Annotated in this window: 13 protein-coding genes; 7 read left to right on the top strand and 6 right to left on the bottom strand. The window is 35.9% G+C overall.

Annotated elements, in window-relative coordinates:
- Positions 1–52: 52 nt before the first annotated feature.
- The 3 genes from BM327_RS13260 to BM327_RS13250 form a co-directional block, all read right to left on the bottom strand.
- Positions 53–1,165 carry a TraB/GumN family protein gene (locus tag BM327_RS13260; RefSeq protein ID WP_090251399.1) on the bottom strand — a complete coding sequence of 371 codons (1,113 nt, stop codon included), beginning with the start codon at positions 1,163–1,165 and terminating at the stop codon, positions 53–55.
- Between the two features lie 65 nt (positions 1,166–1,230).
- Positions 1,231–2,154, bottom strand: a complete 924-nt coding sequence (locus BM327_RS13255; protein WP_090251394.1) for a hypothetical protein — start codon at positions 2,152–2,154, stop codon at positions 1,231–1,233.
- A 393-nt stretch (positions 2,155–2,547) separates the two neighbouring features.
- A complete protein-coding gene (locus BM327_RS13250; RefSeq protein ID WP_090251389.1) occupies positions 2,548–3,747 on the bottom strand; it encodes an aminotransferase class I/II-fold pyridoxal phosphate-dependent enzyme in 1,200 nt (399 codons plus the stop codon).
- A 151-nt stretch (positions 3,748–3,898) separates the two neighbouring features.
- Here BM327_RS13250 and BM327_RS13245 point away from each other — a divergent pair, with 151 nt between their 5' ends.
- The 4 genes from BM327_RS13245 (at position 3,899) to BM327_RS13225 (ending at position 7,774) form a co-directional block, all read left to right on the top strand.
- Positions 3,899–4,357 carry an Lrp/AsnC family transcriptional regulator gene (locus BM327_RS13245; protein WP_090251385.1) on the top strand — a complete coding sequence of 153 codons (459 nt, stop codon included), beginning with the start codon at positions 3,899–3,901 and terminating at the stop codon, positions 4,355–4,357.
- 56 nt (positions 4,358–4,413) lie between these two features.
- Complete coding sequence (locus tag BM327_RS13240; RefSeq protein ID WP_090251381.1) at positions 4,414–5,880, top strand: ArnT family glycosyltransferase; 1,467 nt, start codon at positions 4,414–4,416, stop codon at positions 5,878–5,880.
- A complete protein-coding gene (locus BM327_RS13235) occupies positions 5,867–6,844 on the top strand; it encodes a glycosyltransferase family 2 protein (RefSeq protein ID WP_090251377.1) in 978 nt (325 codons plus the stop codon). The genes BM327_RS13240 and BM327_RS13235 overlap by 14 nt, the downstream gene beginning before the upstream one ends.
- A 222-nt stretch (positions 6,845–7,066) precedes the next feature.
- Positions 7,067–7,774: an alpha/beta hydrolase gene (locus BM327_RS13225; protein ID WP_090251372.1), complete on the top strand. Its 708-nt coding sequence runs from the start codon at positions 7,067–7,069 to the stop codon at positions 7,772–7,774.
- 3 nt (positions 7,775–7,777) lie between these two features.
- On the opposite strand, the gene BM327_RS13220 is transcribed toward BM327_RS13225, so the two are convergent.
- The gene (locus BM327_RS13220; RefSeq protein ID WP_139230377.1) at positions 7,778–9,337 is read right to left on the bottom strand and encodes a glycosyltransferase family 39 protein; all 1,560 of its coding nucleotides are present in this window, start codon (positions 9,335–9,337) and stop codon (positions 7,778–7,780) included.
- 289 nt (positions 9,338–9,626) lie between these two features.
- On the opposite strand from BM327_RS13220, the gene BM327_RS13215 reads away from it, so the two are divergent.
- The 3 genes from BM327_RS13215 to BM327_RS13205 are packed head-to-tail and all read left to right on the top strand — an operon-like array spanning position 9,627 to position 13,867.
- Positions 9,627–10,334, top strand: coding sequence for a hypothetical protein (locus tag BM327_RS13215; RefSeq protein WP_090251366.1), 708 nt, complete (start codon positions 9,627–9,629; stop codon positions 10,332–10,334).
- A gap of 7 nt (positions 10,335–10,341) precedes the next feature.
- Entirely contained in the window at positions 10,342–13,194 is a 2,853-nt protein-coding gene (locus tag BM327_RS13210) for a T9SS type A sorting domain-containing protein (protein WP_090251362.1), read from the top strand.
- Positions 13,157–13,867 carry a hypothetical protein gene (locus BM327_RS13205; RefSeq protein ID WP_090251359.1) on the top strand — a complete coding sequence of 237 codons (711 nt, stop codon included), beginning with the start codon at positions 13,157–13,159 and terminating at the stop codon, positions 13,865–13,867. The genes BM327_RS13210 and BM327_RS13205 overlap by 38 nt, the downstream gene beginning before the upstream one ends.
- A gap of 48 nt (positions 13,868–13,915) precedes the next feature.
- Here the strand turns inward: BM327_RS13205 and BM327_RS13200 are convergent, their stop codons facing one another.
- Together BM327_RS13200 and BM327_RS13195 are read right to left on the bottom strand one after the other, a co-directional pair.
- A complete protein-coding gene (locus BM327_RS13200) occupies positions 13,916–15,034 on the bottom strand; it encodes a DNA polymerase III subunit (protein ID WP_090251354.1) in 1,119 nt (372 codons plus the stop codon).
- Between the two features lie 38 nt (positions 15,035–15,072).
- A complete protein-coding gene (locus BM327_RS13195) occupies positions 15,073–16,326 on the bottom strand; it encodes a hypothetical protein (protein WP_139230376.1) in 1,254 nt (417 codons plus the stop codon).
- Positions 16,327–16,429 lie beyond the last annotated feature (103 nt).

Here is a 16,429-nt window from a genome sequence, read left to right as displayed (position 1 = left end):
TAGATACCTAGAAAAATATTGAGAAGGAAACTACAGGTGTGGTTTCCTTTTTTTATTTACTTCGTTCTGCGGGTTGGGTTTCCCTTATGAAAATTAAATAATTTCCATACTTACTAGTGTTTTCCTTCTTTACATACACGATTTGTTTATCAGTTAATACGTGCACATCTATTAGTGCAAATTCAACTTTTTGATGGGCTAATTGATGGGCTAAGGTGTATCTTCTTTTTTTCGATACTTTTCGAGTGATCGTGTAATCCTTTGAGCCTCTACTCCCTTCATAAACATAAGGTAAAAGTGTAACTACCTTATACTTTTCTGAGAGAAGATCTCCTATACTCTTATCCACATGTTTTGAGTATGCAGTAATACCTGGCTCCACATGCAGTTTGGCACCTAAAACTATGACTTTTCTTTCCTTTAAAGGATAATCAAGCAAATACTCCACATTCTTCACCATATTCTCATCTCGTAAACGAACTAACTCACGCCAACCACCTGTTTTATCTGCCCATGTTTGTTGCGCATATCCCTTAAAATTCATCAATTCTTGGTGAATAAAACTTGCTTTATTAAACTGTCGAGACCACGTATCTAACAAAGAACAAAAGCGTTGTTTATTAAACGCGCAAATGGTATCGTCTATCCATAAATTAAGCAAACTTTCCGCCTTTTCAATAAAGAAAATAGAATCTGCCGCGTTAAGTTGAATTATCTGATTAACAATGAATTCAACTCCATTCTTTTTTGAATAAATACCATGGTGGTTCGAATCAAATCCATAAATATTTAAAGAAGTATCCTTCACCAAATCAAAGATTTTCTCAAATTCTTTAACCTCACTCCAGGCTGGGAAAATGTTCTCTTTTACAACACCTTCTTCTCCTTGAGATATTTGATGTAAAGCAAAAAAATCAGATTCTATGATCAAATCTGTAAAACCATGGTCTTTAACTAAAACCTCAATTAAATCCGCATTTAGTTTATTCTCTACACTACCAAAATGCTGATCTTCTCCCAAGACAATGACTTGAGCTTCCTTAAATGCAACATGAGTAAGTATTTCATTTGCGTCTAATTTCTCCCCTAGGTTTAGTATTCCATTTTGCGTAAAGGAGATAAAGGTTACGAATAGAAGAATAATGGGTATTATCAAAAATTTCATTGATTTGATTTTAAGATGGTGGACTAGAAGCACACAGGCAAGAAAACTACATTTTGGATTTCATACTATTGATATTCTGAATTAAAATTTCCAAAGTATTTTGATAGTCCTATTTCCATTCTGTTATCAATAATATCCTTTTTGCTCAATCTTACACCACTAAAATTAGTAGGAAGAGGATAAACGCCATATTTCATTTTATTCAAAACATCTATGTAGTATCGGTCTTCCCAATATGCAAAATTACTGGGTGCTAAATGTCCTTTCCTTACCTCATCAATCAAGATTTCCTTCATTTCAAGGTAGAACTCTTTGCGAGTAGCATGCATTAAAAGAGTTCCTATCAAATAAGACTGACCAGGACACAGCCAATCCCCTGGAAAACCATACTCTTTTATTATATCTTTTAATTTGGATTGATTAAGACTGTCAATATAAAACACCCTTTCTTCGGCAGCTTTGGTAGAATCGTGATCACTCCCATAATACGATTCATTATACTTCCTAATTCTTCTCGTTTGTTGATCTTCTTTTACCATTGTAACAAGAACCTCAGTTAACGAATCTCCGATTTTTGTTTTTCTTTTTTCATATAAAACAAAACCCTCTTTAACCCTTTTCATTTGCTCAACTGAAAACCCAGTTGTAATATTCGCCAGAGAAAGTTCCTGAATTCCTGCCTCAAAAATGATATTGAAATCGAAAAAAGGAGTGCTCCAGGCTTTACTAAGCATATTGGCCGCGCTGTTTGTATCACCTACTGCTTTATAACAATATGCCTTTAAAACAAACTCTTCCCCTTTCAATGATGTGTTTTGTGCTAGAGTATCTAATATTTCAAGGGCACTCTTAAAATCTTCATTTCTAAATGCTGCATCATATGCGAATTCGCACGACTGCTTATATGTTATCCCATTAAATTCTTGTGCGTTAGAAATCAAAGGAGCGGCAAGGATACTAAATAAAAGAAGGGAAATTAATTTACACATGGTGGTTTGATGTATGACTCAAACCAAATTAATAAAAATACACGAACCGTAGAGATGCTTTACTTTATGTATTAAAAAAGCCCAGCTATTTTCAGCTAGGCAATATTCCATTTGTCAAAACTAATTATCCTTTAAAAACAGCCTTTAGCTGATACAGCTTGAATCCTATCAAAGCCGTTAAAACTAAAGTTGAAATCCATAGAAATACGTCTACACTTTCTGATTTGTTCATCCATGCTAATGCCAATAATAAAGCGAAGAAAAGTGGGCTAATTAGGTGTTTTAAAATTTTCATGGTCCGAATATAGTTAATGCCAACTCCTTTTCAAATCCATATCAATAAAAAAGGCCCAGCAGCACTGCAAGACCTTCGTATTATTTTGATTTTTGAATTTAAAGCACGCCAACCTCTACCATACACGCCTTCATCATTGCATAGGTTCTTTCTATATCATTATCCAAACCTATAGAAAAACGTATGATACCATCCGACAAGCCCATTTCTTTTTGCTCTTCTTCTGGAATTTCTGATGAGGTAGAAGTACCTGGTGCAGAGAACAAGGTTTTATAAAAGCCTAAACTTACAGCCAAGTACCCTAAATTTCTTTCTTGCATCAACTCCATCAAAGTGTTGGCTTTTTCCAAAGAACCAGCATCTATGGTTAACATACCTCCATAACCATACTCTTCATTCATCATGGCTTTAAAAACTTCGTGTGAAGGATGCGATTTTAAACCCGGGTATACTGTTTTCAGCCCATCCTTTTCAAAACGTTCTGCCAAATATGCTGCGTTTTTACTGTGCTGTTTCATACGTATGTGTAGAGTTCTTAAATTCTTAAGGATAGAAGAAGATTGCTGACTATCCATCGCTGCTCCCAATAACATACTCGCACCGTCATTTACACTCTTTGTTGCATCAATAAACTCTCTACTGGCACAAATTACACCTCCCATTGTATCGGAAGCACCATTGATAAACTTGGTCAAACTGTGTACTACGATATCCGCTCCTAATTGCGCTGGAGAAATGCACAAGGGTGAAAAAGTATTGTCTACTATTAAAGTCAACCCGTGCTTTTTGGCCAACTTAGAAAGTGCAGGTACATCCGCCACTTCTAACAAAGGGTTAGATACCGTTTCACAGTATAAAATCTTCGTTTTTGGGGTAATCGCTGCTTCTACGACATCCAATTTTGTAATATCCACAAAAGAAGTTTCTATGCCCATGCGGGGCGTGAAATTCTTCATAAACGCATAGGTTCCACCGTATATGGTTCTACTTGAAACAATGTGATCTCCTGCTCCACACAATTGTAAAATTACAGGTGTTATAGCTCCCATTCCGGTTGAAGCAACATTGGCCGTTTCTGTACCCTCCATCTGCGCCAAAGCTTCGGATAAATACAAATTACTTGGCGATGTATGTCTGGAGTATAAATAACATCCTTCTGTATTCCCTTCAAAAGTATCGAACATAGATTTTGCCGATAAAAATGTATAGGTGGTTGAATCGGAAATAGAAGGGTTCACCCCTCCAAATTCTCCAAAATATTGTAAGTCTTGTATGTTATTAGCCGGATTAAATTTCATGATTTCTTTTTTATATAAAGTAAAGACCTAATAGATATAAAATCAATACTTAACAATAAATACAGTTAATAAAACTATGGAATAACATATATTTAGTTTTTTATACTACAACTCTCCATTTAATAGATACGGAAATAGAAAATTTTTCAGCATGAAATTAGACGCCACAGATAAAAAACTACTCAACTTATTACAAAGCGATAGTAAACGCACCAACAAACAACTTGCTTCGCTTTTAAACTTATCGGTAACTGCCGTATACGAACGCATTAAGAAACTAGAGAAAGATGGGACCATTAAACAATATGTGGCCTTGGTAGATAAAAATAAGGTCGACAAATCTTTCTTGGTAATATGTCACGTAAGACTCTCCCAACACTCCAAAGAATACGTCACTTACTTCGAAAAAGAAGTTTTGAAACTCGAAGAAGTTGTAGAGTGTTTTCATGTTTCTGGGGACTATGATTACATCCTTAAAATCTACGTAAAAGACATGGAATCCTACAGAGAATTTATGATATCCAAACTCACCGCATTAAAGCACATAGGCAGTACCCACAGCATCTTCACCATAGGAGAAGTTAAGAATGCCACGGCATTACCGGTTTAGTACATCCTTGAAAATATTTATACATTTACCCAGTTATTGACAACTGCACACTATACATGAGAACTAACATCACCCAACGCACTTTATTTGTTGTATTACTCCTTTTGCTTTTTATCCCTCTTTTTCAACACCTGGGATCCCTTCCTATTCAAACATGGGATGAAGCCAGACTCGCGGTGAATGCCTATGAAATGCTCCACAACCATGATTTTATTGTGACCTATCATGAAGGAGAACCAGACATGTGGAACACCAAGCCTCCTCTGTTAATTTGGCTACATGTTCTTAGTGCAAGTATCTTTGGTATTAGTGAGTTTTCATTGCGACTCCCCTCTGCCCTTGCCGCCCTTTTTACTTGTGTGCTTCTTTTCCAATTTACCCGTAAATTCTTTGATAACTTCTGGATGGGCTTTATTACGGCCTTGGTATTGGTAACCTCTGCGGGCTATGTAAGTTTACACGGAACCCGAACTTTAGATTACGACGCCTTACTTACCCTCTTTTCAACCCTTGCCCTCATTTCAATTTTCAAATACACCCAGGAGAAACAAAACAAAGATCTATACCTGTTTTTTCTGGCCCTAACACTCGGTGTATTAACCAAAAGTGTCGTCATTCTTATTTTTACCCCAGCTATTATTCTCTTTTTATTGCTTCAAAAACAACTGCTTGAGCTCCTTAAAAACAAGCATCTTTATTTCGGAATATTGGGCTTTTTAACCCTTGTTTTAGGTTATTATGGATTAAGAGAACTGTATAACCCAGGATATATAAATGCCGTTTTTGAAAATGAATTGGGAGGTAGATATTTGGCGGTTATTGAAGAACATAAAAAAGGTTTTTGGTTCTATTATGAAAACCTCATCCGCGGACGTTTCAAAGCATGGTACCTGCTTATTCCTATAGGATGTATAACAGGTTTTATCAATAAAGACAAAAAAATAGTAGCCCTAACCCTTTTCTTAACCCTAAGCGTTTTGGTGTTTTTTGGTGTTATCTCCAATTCCAACACCAAACTTATGTGGTACGATTTACCCTTGTATCCACTTTTGGCTATTTTGGCAAGTTATCCTTTATTCCTGGCTTTTCAATTTCTGAAATCATCGAAACTCACGGACAACCATTTACGCTACAACATTCTACCCTACATCTTTTTATTTTTCATCTTCATAACACCTTATAGGAGCATAATAGCCTTTACCTACAAACCCGAATTAGAGGAATATAATTTCCAATACCACGCCTTAAGTTTTCGTTTACAAAACGGACTCAAACACCCAGAAACTATAGACAATACCTCTATCGTTTACAAAGGATACAACACACAACTTATTTACTACGTTAACCTTTTACGCGATAAGGACATAGCGGTAAATTTTAAAAGTTTGGATAATTTATCACCCGGTGACACCGTTATACTCACACAAGAAGAGGTAGACACCATGCTACCCAAATTATACAATTATCAACTCCTAAACGATAAAGATTACGTTAAAACTTACATCATACATGACCGAAAGTAAACCGCTTACACAACTCTCTATTGTGGTTCCTATCTACAATGAAGAACCTATTATTGAAGAGTTACACCAACGCCTCACAGCAGTGGCTCAATCCATCACGCCTAACTATGAAATTATATTCATTAATGATGGAAGTAAAGACAATTCTTTGTTATCCATTCACCGTTTAAGTGAAGTGGATGAACATTTTTTCTACATCAATTTTAGTAGAAATTTTGGTCACCAACTCGCCGTTACAGCAGGTTTAGATGTTGCCCGCGGAGAGGCTGTTGTTATTATAGATGGAGACCTCCAAGATCCGCCAGAATTGATACCCGAAATGTACCAAAAGTATAAAGAGGGCTATGATGTAGTGTATGCCAAAAGGAAGCAGCGCAAGGGCGAGAGTATGTTTAAAAAAGTAACGGCCAAAATGTTCTACCGCATACTTCAAAAAATCACGAACATCAACATACCGCTTGATGTAGGAGATTTTAGACTCATCGATAAAAAGGTAGTGGAGGCGCTAAAACTCATGCCTGAGCAAAATAAATTTTTGCGCGGACAAATTGCGTGGCTCGGGTTTTCATCTACTCATGTGCTATTTGATAGAGACGAAAGAAAACACGGTAAAACAGGGTATACCTTCAGTAAAATGATGCAGTTTGCCATGGATGGAATTACGAGTTTTTCAGACAAACCCTTACAGTTTGTAACAAAATTGGGACTTTTTATTTCCTTCGTTTCCTTCCTTATTATTTTGTACGCATGCTACGCTCATTTTATTCTTCACGAAACTATTACGGGGTGGACATCCCTAATTATTAGTTCCATGTTTATCGGAGGGGTGCAGCTAATTTCCATAGGTATTATCGGTGCTTACATCAGTAGAATTAATAAAAACGTACAAAACAGACCGCTTTATATCGTAGAAAAAAGTAAACTTCCTCAAGAGTATAAGGAATTGGCAAATACCCCAAGTTAAATTTGGGGTCGGTCCATACACTGTAGTCCCCACCCTAAACATTAAACTGCGCTAAGGTTCAAAAGCACTTCCGATGGTCGTATTTTTTCACCAAGTGCACTTAAATTTTTAGGTTGCGGCGCTGTCGTTGCTGTCCCTATTTGATTTCTAATCTTCACGTTAATTAATATTAAAAATACTACAGCAAAGTTCCCTTTTAAATAGCTCTTTCTATTTTTAAACATGCGATTCATAACCAGTATCATTTTCCTCTTATTTCTGCTGAATGTCAAGGCTCAAGACACCACGCATCTCTACGTTTTACACGGCCAAGGTTCTGATCATCGCCTCTTTGATTCTTTAGTTTTTCCTAGTAACTATAAGGTACACTTTATCAATTACGGTATGCCAGAAAAAGACTGGAACATGCACGATTTTGCCCGAGTTTTGAGTCAGCAAATAGACACTACACAAAACTTTAGTTTACTGGGTGTTTCTATGGGCGGTATGTTGTGTGCAGAAATGGCAGAATTTCTAAATCCTCAAAAAGTGATATTGATTTCTAGTGCCAATTGTAGAGAAGACCTTCCCTTTCGCTATCAATTTCAGTCTAAACTTCCGCTTTATAAAATCATCCCGAAATCACTTATGTTCGCCGGCGCCAAGTTTTTACAACCTCTTGTAGAGCCCGACCGAAAAGCCAATAAAGCCACTTTTAAATCCATGCTGAGTGCTAAAAATGCCCTTTACATCAAACGTACGGTGGCCATGATTATCAATTGGGAAAAAACGGAGCACAATCCAGACATTATACACATACACGGCACAAAAGATCACACCCTTCCCCACCGCAAACTCAAACGCGTAGATTATACTATAGCCAAAGGTTCACACATGATGACTTTGACTGATTTTAAGAAGGTTCAACAAGTGTTGGACGGAATTCTTTAGTTTTTAATAAAGTCCTTGTAAGCGCTCTTCTATATACACTACTGTTTCATCTTCTTGCAAGTAGCTCGGTATTTCCAACTCAGGAGTAAGCAACAGTGCCACTTTTAAACCCTTCGCTTTTAACTCTTTGTATTGCACCTCTGTAGGCACAAAACGATAGGCAATGTTGGGCGTGTAAAACATGCACTCTACATAATGTCTCCCTCCCACATTAAAGATAACGGTTTGTTCATCCAGCTCTTCATTGATTTTCTTGTAGATGGCTTTGTTTTCTATCAAATTTTTGGTGTATACATTTTCCGACTTCCACAAGGTATGTTGTGCTTGTAATTGATCTACATCTAACCTAAAAAACACCAAAGCGCTTATACCTACAGAAAACAAACTCACCGTAACCATTTTAGAATTTATTTTACTGCGCAAAAATTCAAGAAGTACATGGAGTAAAGTGGCTATCGCTAAGTAGATAGGAAAAGCCAAAATAAGGGTAAAAGAAGGCATTTTTGTTTGTGCCAAAGCAAAGAACAACTCCACGCCTATTAAAATGGTTAACAAGGCAAAAAACACTGCTTTTTCTTCCATTCTTCTGTACAAGAAATACAAACCTGGTAATAATAAATAGAGTGCATAATCTATAAACATCTCCTTCTTTCTGTAGATGTGGTATAAAAACTCACCGCTATGTCCTTCTATCACCTCAAAAAAGTGTTTGCCGTTGTAGGCCATTTCATATGCAGCTTGTTCTGGGTAGTGGGCAAAGGTGTAAAATTGCCACGGCAGTGCTACCAATAAAGCGATAGCCAGTGCGCCAAGCATTTCTAAATAAGCGCTTATCTCTTTCCTTTGCTTGAGGAGTATATACATTCCCCACCCCATGAAAACCGTTAAACCCACCAACCATTTGCATAAAATAGCTGCGCCAACAGAAAGACCTATTCCGAGTATCCAATATCTGTTTTTAGAGCTTACAAACTCTATCCACATCCAAAAACTAGCGCTTACATAAAACAGAAAAGAAATATCGTTGTGTTCTAACATTCCTCTTCCTGCAACCAATTCTATCAAATAAAACGAAGAGAAAAAGAGCAAGGCTGTTAGGTAACCTACACTATCGTTTACCAAGATTTTCCCCATTCTATACACCATGGGAATTAACAAAGCACTCATGAGTACACTGGGTAAACGCAGGGCAAATTCATGCACCCCAAAGCATCTCATACTCAAGGCCATTTGCCATAAAAACAAGGGTTGTTTGTGCAGCCAAATGTGGGCTTTGTCCCACCCCGAATAATCCGCACTTATGGGTAAACTTCGGTAAAGCACAGGTTTTAGAGGGTTTTCCATGAGGTTTTTGGCTACCAAGGCATGGAAGCGTTCATCCCACATGTTAAGGAAAGGATCGAGCAAGGCAGCAAAGCTGTACACGCTCAAGCCTGCTACAAATAAAAAGAAAATGGACCAAGATTTTCTTCCTTTCTGAAAAGCATATAAACTCACCAAAAAGAAAAGAAAAGCCATGCCTAAAAGCACCAGCTGCGTTCCAGAAAAATAGGTCGTGAACAATTTTTTGATTTAAAAGTAGGAAATATTTCAGATTAGAAATCGACTTACGGTTTCACCTTACTTTATGTATTAATTTTTTCACCTGCAATACTTTCCTTCAAAAAGTTAATTTACAAGGAAAAACAAAAAAAACAAACATCAAAACACTGTAAACCAATAACTTAAACTTAAAATATATACTCTACTTGCGAGAATCCTTACCCTGTGGATTCTCGTAAATCACTGGTTTTCATTTGCATTGAATATGAACAAGGTGATACATTTACAACAAATCTAAAAACCTAACAAGATGAAAACTTTAAAATTAACTACTCGAATCATTGCAATCGCAAGTCTAACATTAACATGTTCTTACAGTATTGCACAAGCTGTCTCTAACGACGATTTACAAAATGGAGATTATCAAATTAATTGTCAAGACAAGTATGGAAACATGATTAACGGAACGCCTTCTTGGGCCAGTTATCCCGGAAAAATTGTAACCATTTCAGCATGTCCTACCAATGCAAAAGTCGGAATTCAAGTCATGAACCCCGAAGCTAATCTCCACATTAGTTCTGGATTATCCAAAACCGCTGACGCTAACATTATGTTGGTTGAAAACAACCACCAAAAAGTACTCAAACTTACAAATGCAGGTGTTTTATATGCTCGAGAAATTAGAGTAAACTTAGATGCTTGGCCAGATTACGTTTTTGAAGACAAATATGACCTCATTAGTTTAGATAGCCTAGAAAACTATATAGCACAAGAAGGTCATCTACCTAATGTTCCCGCTGCAGACTCTATAATTTCTGGAGGTTTAGACCTAGGAGCAAGCAACAAATTACTCATGGAGAAAGTAGAAGAATTAACCTTGTACTTAATTGCTCAAAACAAAGAACAAGCTCAACTCAAAGCTACCTTGGAAGAACAGCAAAAAGTATTGAAAGCGCAGCAAGAGTTGTTGGTACAACAAACCTTAATTATTCAACAAATTAGTGCTAACCTTAAATAGTTGAGTCATGAAAAACCTAATCTACATATTAATTGTGTGCGCTAGCGGAATGCTAGCGGCACAAACAGAAGAAAGAACCTTTAGTTCAAAACAAGAGTATGTTGAATACGCCTACTCAAATACTAACCTTACAACATTCAGCTCAGGCTACCTTTTAAACTTAGATTATCAATGGATGGATGAAGAGTTTAACTTCAACTCCTACTTATCTGAGTTGCGAAATCCGGATAAAGCCAATGGAGACAAATTGATACAAATGTTGCACATCATGGAGAAATCTGACGTAGATCAAACCTTTAAAAAAACAGATATTACTTCTCCTATCTACGCTGATTTCTACCGTGTAACACCAAACGCAAACATGGACATACCTCTTTTAATTTTTGATATGGATTTTGAACGTTTGAAATTAGACAAGGAACGAATTGTCAAAGACTGGAGCAGTGATAAACCCTACCCCATGTTCACGGAGAATGACGCTTATATGGTCAACGTTCAAATGGCCGGACCTTTTATAACCAACCTCATCAATCCAAATGTGAGATTTTACTGGAACAACGACTACTTCCTAACCAACACAGAAAAAGGAATAAAACGAGTAGAGTTAACGATCAATGGAAGAACATACTCCTTATTCGAAAATGAAACCTTTCGTTTATTCGACCACATAGACCAAGAATTAAGAGAATTAAAAATCAAAATTATTTATGATGATGCCACTACTTTCTCAAATACTTTTCATTTAAACATTCTTAAGACAAACCCTTTAGAAGGAAAAGCAGAAAAATTTGAATTCGATATAAGTGGAACTATTGACGGCCTTAAGTACGACCCAGAATTACAGTACAGAATTAAATATGCATGTGGTAGAAATAAATTAGTAAAACCATTTATAGTTGTTGCCGGATGGGGACCATACACTGATAATCAACACTTTAATAACCTTAACATATTTAAAGCAAAATGGCCAGCGAATTTCGATGATTTATATACAGATTTTAACAATTTTGGTTTGATTGAAACTATGAGAAACAATGGTTATGATATTGTGATTTGTAAGTTTTTTCCACCTAATGAACACGCTGAAAGAAATGCTAATGTCCTAATAAATTTAATAGAGTATATAAACTACCTCAAAAACTCTAATGGATCATATGAAGAAAATGTAATCCTATCCTACAGTGCCGGAGCAATTGCTACTCGACTAGCGTTACTCAAAATGGAATATAGTCACCTACATGAAAACAACATCCATCATCAAACTAAATTATTTATTTCCTTCGACGGAGAACATCAAGGTGCTAATATCCCACTGGCTGCTCAACACATGGTTAAACATATGTATAATAATTCTGATTGGCCCAATTTAGGATTGTATTTAGATGGTCTAAATCAAATTCTAGAGGCTCCTCTAACTCAAGAGTTATTACACTATTATTATAAAGAAACTGGAGATGTAGCTTTTAACGAAACTCCTAATCAAGGACCAAGTACATTTAGAAATCAATTGATGAATACTTTTAATACCTACAATCATATTAAAAACACCCATATACCTGGATATCCTTCTTTCACGAGAAATATTTCTATTGCCCAAGGAGCAAATAAAGGAAATTATAATAATACAAATCAACAGTATCCCTACCCTCATATTGAAGGATTAATACCGTTCCAAAAAACATATATGGACAATAAAACAAGTAGTCAATTTAATTTACAAGGTGGAAATGAAGTATTTGCTTGGAAGGAAAAAATTAGTAAAGGTAATTGGCTTGCTCTCAATCAATTTGTTACCAATTCAGAATGTTTAGTCCTCGATAATGCTCCAGGTGGAACCGTAACTGTTAATGACAATCCTCTAGATGCCATTGTTATGTTAATGACATTATCTTTTCCACTTGGTACTCCAGATGAAAAAAAGAAATACACTCAATTTTGTTTTACCCCGACAATTTTCTGCCATGATATTCAAAATTTTGATCCTAATTCTTCAAATCATAGGATGGATTATAGCATGGCTGATAATAAACTTATGTTTAAATCTTTACAAGATTATAATTCGGGAAATTCAAATGAATTTTATGGATATCCCCATTTACCTTATCCAAACAATCACTATAACCAAGTAACACCCTTTGATGCTGTTTTTTCCTCTAATATTAATGAAGAACATATTCTGTGTAACAAAGTTGAAAGATACGACTACTTAAATTATGACGAGCCTTTTGTACGTGCTGGCAATTCATTCATCCATCCACTTTTAGATTTCTGTCTTTATGAAGTTGATCATGAAAATGCCTACATACAAAATGAAAATTATGGTGGCTTTTGTAGAAATAATTACACTTATCAGGCAACTATTCATGCACCTAAAAAGGTTTATATAGGTGAGAAAGTAACGGATAGAACCGACTTTAAAAAAGCTTTTTTTCAAGCCAATTCAAGAATAAATGTTAAGGCTGGAGAAGAAATAATTATTAAAGTCGGTACAGATATTCTCGCAGGTACGAATTCTCATTTCAAAATTGAAAATGTTGAATGTATACGCTCAAAGAGTTCGTATTCAACTAACACTCAAAATCCCAATAGCGAAAATAGCTCTCAAAGAAATACATTTGATTCTAAGGAAGATAAATGGGTAAATATATACCCTAACCCGTCGAATGGTACCGTCTTTTTAAACTTTTTAGAAGAGTTCAATATAGGTTATTCCTACGCAGTATATTCTCTTAGTGGTCAACTTATCACCCAAGGAAATATACTAGAAAACAAACAAGAATTACAGCTTACGAAGGGTGTTTATATTATTAAAATTAATAACCATGAAAAATTTAGTACACAACGTATTATTGTACTCTAGTCTTTTAATTTTAACGACTGGATGCATTAAAAAATCTAACAAAGAAACACGAGTTCATTTCCATTTGTTTAACCCAGTAACCCTCGAGGAATTTGAGGGGGTTCAGGTAAAAATTTATAGAATGAAAAGCTATATACTTCCCAAAGAATCAAAAATGGAACTAGTATGGGAGGGATACACTGACGCAAGTGGTAGAGCTTCTTATGTTTTCAATGCTGCCGATAAAGCTAAATATGAATACATACCTGAGGTTGATTTAAGCTTTACAGAAGGAAAAGAGTTGATTTTTGAACCTTCTCCTTACTACGCCATATCTAAGGACCTAGAAAACATACTTAATTACTGTGTTGTACAAAAAATACAGTGGATACATCATTTTAAAAATATCAACTGTTTTGACGCAAATGATAAAGTAAGATGGAGGTTCAAAGATTTGACATTAGGTAGTGATAATACGTGGTCATATTGGTTTCCACATAGTGGTTCAAATTCATTTTCTCCATCTGGTTACTTCGAGGGTTGTACAGATCATTTAACGGCCACGCGAGTTGATAACCAACGCATCTTTCTTTCTCAGTTGGAGGTTACCAAAAATGACAGTACTTATATCATTGAAGACACCCTTAGACTTACTGGTGAAAATGGTATAGATACCTTAAAACTCTATTATTAAACGATAGCTGTGAAATAGAAGAACGGGAGTCGAAAGGCTTCCGTTTTTTTATGCCCTATGTATATAGCGCATGATTTCAAAAGTAATGTTGGTAAACAAAATTTTAGGGTTGGCGTTACGCTCTACGTTGTAGTGGGCATCGTTGAAGAGTTCGCAGAAGTCCATAACATTGTTACCGGTAATAAAACGGGCAAATTTGGCCAAGAAATCGGCTTCCTCGTCGGAACAACGCATGAGTAAATCGTCGGTATAATTCTTCATCATACTTTGGCGTATCATGTAGAGTCCGTACTTCAAGAAGTTCTTTTGTCTTTCTCTACCCAACTGTGCCAATTCATCTGCCCAGCCCAACATACTTTTTACATCTTTCTTGTAGCACACACGCATCAAGGAAACAAAATATTCTCTGTTTACATCTTTTTGTTCGTGGGCACCAGAAAGATCTACCGCTTCTATCAAGTTTCCTTCGGCACGCAAACCTATACTGCTCACAGAGGCTTCTGTTGTAAACTTCTTCTGGAGCAAATAACGCATCAAATCATCCTCGTCTATACGCGGAACATGTACGTTTTGTGTACGCGAATTAATGGTCGGCAAAATGTTCTCTACACTTTCACTGATCAAAAAGAAAACTGTATCCTTGGGCGGTTCTTCTATGATTTTCAACAATTTATTCGAACAGGAAACGTGCATTTCATCGGCCATCCAAATTACCATAACCTTTTTACCGCCTTCAAAAGATTTTAAGGTTAGCTTGCGTAAAATCTCTGCGCTCTCTGCTACCCCAATAATGGGTTTACGTTTCTTTTCATCTATGCGCTCTATCCAATTGTACAAATTGAAATAAGGCTGAGTAATAACTTGCTCCCTCCACTCCTTGATCATTCCATCCGAAGTTTTGGAAAGGGTCTGTATGGTAGGAAAAGAAAAATGTAAATCAGGATGTTCTAACTTGCTTACTTTTCTACATGAAGGACACGTACCGCAACTATCTTCTGCTGTAGGGTTTTGACAAAACATATATTGCACAAAAGCCAAAACCAAAGGTAATGGTCCGTAACCTGCTTTACCAAAGAAGAGTTGAGCATGACTCACCCTGTCTTCTTTCACCTCATTAATGATGTGATCTTTTAATGCTTTGTGTCCTACAACATCCTTAAATTGCATGGGGCTAAAATAGCCAAAAACATGGGAATTTTTGAATTTTATCTTCCGAAGAAAAAGAGTTTTCTTTCCCTCTTAAAAAACCTGATTCCATACAAATCTTTCAATAACAAAAGAATGCACAACAGGTAAAGTGCAGCGATAAAATCTGTATCAAAAAATAATATTCCATACTTCTTTAAGGCCAGAAACCTAAAGACATCTTCCATATTTAAAAAGTATGCCATGCATCCGAGTACAGGGATTAAAAACCTCTTACTTAATAAACCATAAGCTATTAAGAAAATTAAAGCCGGGTGACTGTAACGCTCGTGCATTTGCGTGTTGAAGAAAAAGAACAACAAAGGAATTAAGGCGGCTATTAGCAACATTTTATCCATAGGAAAATTAAAGCTTATTTGGTTAAAAACTGCCCTCCAAACTTGAAGTAACAAGGGCCATAAGGTTAGAAAGCTAAAAGCAAAAAATAAGAGTAATCCCCATTGTTTATAACTCAATCCCAGGTAAAGAGTACTGTCTTCAATTTTCATCAAATCACCATCAAAGAGTAAAAACCAAAAGTTATACGCATTCATTGAAACGGAAGGATATTTACCAAAAGAACCGCTAACAACATTCCATACATTCCCTAAGGTATTTGAATAAATGAAAGGTAATAATATTAATAACTGTATATTGAGTGGAACCAATACCCAAATACTTACTTTTTTCCAAGTAATATTTTCCTTGATAACGGGAAGTAATAACAAAACTATCAAGGGTAAGAAGATGATGCCTTGGAGTTTAAAATTCAAAGCCAGTATGGTAAAAATAAGTGATAATACGACCCTTTTCTTGTAGGCATAATAGATAGCAATGAATACAAAACAGGTAAGGATACCATCTACTTGTCCCCAAATTAAAGTGTTATACATTACGGCTATATTCAGCAAAAAAGCAGCTGCAAATAACAAGGCTCTTTCCCAAGTCATTTTACTGGTCCAAAGCAATTTTATAAGAAAATAACCACTTACAAATTGAAAGCAAAGGGTAACTAATTTTAGATAATGTAGGTTGCGACCTATGGCCTCTACACTACCCTGAGCTTCACCATAAAGCATTAAAATGTAGTGATACAAAGGCAAGTAATCTGTACTTCCATAATAGATATTTGGTAAGCCCACGTGGAAAACGTGTTCTGTCCAGATACGCCAACAATACGTATCATATCCATGTCCGGAAGTAGGCATAATAACCCAGAAAAAACTAAGAAGCAATAAACAAAAGAGGAGGTAGTTTTTTAAGGTTTTTGACATTTTAGGTAAAATTAAGTTTCAACGAAGAACGGAAGAATAGCTCAAAAAGACATGTATGGACATTATTATTTTTTCAAATTGCATTAGAAATCAATCATTCTAC

It is taken from the genome of Lishizhenia tianjinensis (genome assembly GCF_900116425.1).
Lineage (GTDB): Bacteria > Bacteroidota > Bacteroidia > Flavobacteriales_D > Crocinitomicaceae > Lishizhenia > Lishizhenia tianjinensis.
Note: the sequence above shows the minus strand (reverse complement) of the source record. Positions and strands in the feature narration are given on the sequence as shown.

Excerpts from the sequence above, each read along its gene's own strand:
- BM327_RS13240 (WP_090251381.1), top strand. The coding sequence starts at position 4,414 with ATGAGAACTAACATCACCCAACGCACTTTATTTGTTGTATTACTCCTT.
- BM327_RS13225 (WP_090251372.1), top strand. The coding sequence starts at position 7,067 with ATGCGATTCATAACCAGTATCATTTTCCTCTTATTTCTGCTGAATGTC.
- BM327_RS13255 (WP_090251394.1), bottom strand. The coding sequence starts at position 2,154 with ATGTGTAAATTAATTTCCCTTCTTTTATTTAGTATCCTTGCCGCTCCT.
- BM327_RS13200 (WP_090251354.1), bottom strand. The coding sequence starts at position 15,034 with ATGCAATTTAAGGATGTTGTAGGACACAAAGCATTAAAAGATCACATC.
- BM327_RS13205 (WP_090251359.1), top strand. The coding sequence starts at position 13,157 with ATGAAAAATTTAGTACACAACGTATTATTGTACTCTAGTCTTTTAATT.
- BM327_RS13235 (WP_090251377.1), top strand. The coding sequence starts at position 5,867 with ATGACCGAAAGTAAACCGCTTACACAACTCTCTATTGTGGTTCCTATC.
- BM327_RS13260 (WP_090251399.1), bottom strand. The coding sequence starts at position 1,165 with ATGAAATTTTTGATAATACCCATTATTCTTCTATTCGTAACCTTTATC.
- BM327_RS13210 (WP_090251362.1), top strand. The coding sequence starts at position 10,342 with ATGAAAAACCTAATCTACATATTAATTGTGTGCGCTAGCGGAATGCTA.
- BM327_RS13245 (WP_090251385.1), top strand. The coding sequence starts at position 3,899 with ATGAAATTAGACGCCACAGATAAAAAACTACTCAACTTATTACAAAGC.
- BM327_RS13250 (WP_090251389.1), bottom strand. The coding sequence starts at position 3,747 with ATGAAATTTAATCCGGCTAATAACATACAAGACTTACAATATTTTGGA.
- BM327_RS13215 (WP_090251366.1), top strand. The coding sequence starts at position 9,627 with ATGAAAACTTTAAAATTAACTACTCGAATCATTGCAATCGCAAGTCTA.
- BM327_RS13195 (WP_139230376.1), bottom strand. The coding sequence starts at position 16,326 with ATGTCAAAAACCTTAAAAAACTACCTCCTCTTTTGTTTATTGCTTCTT.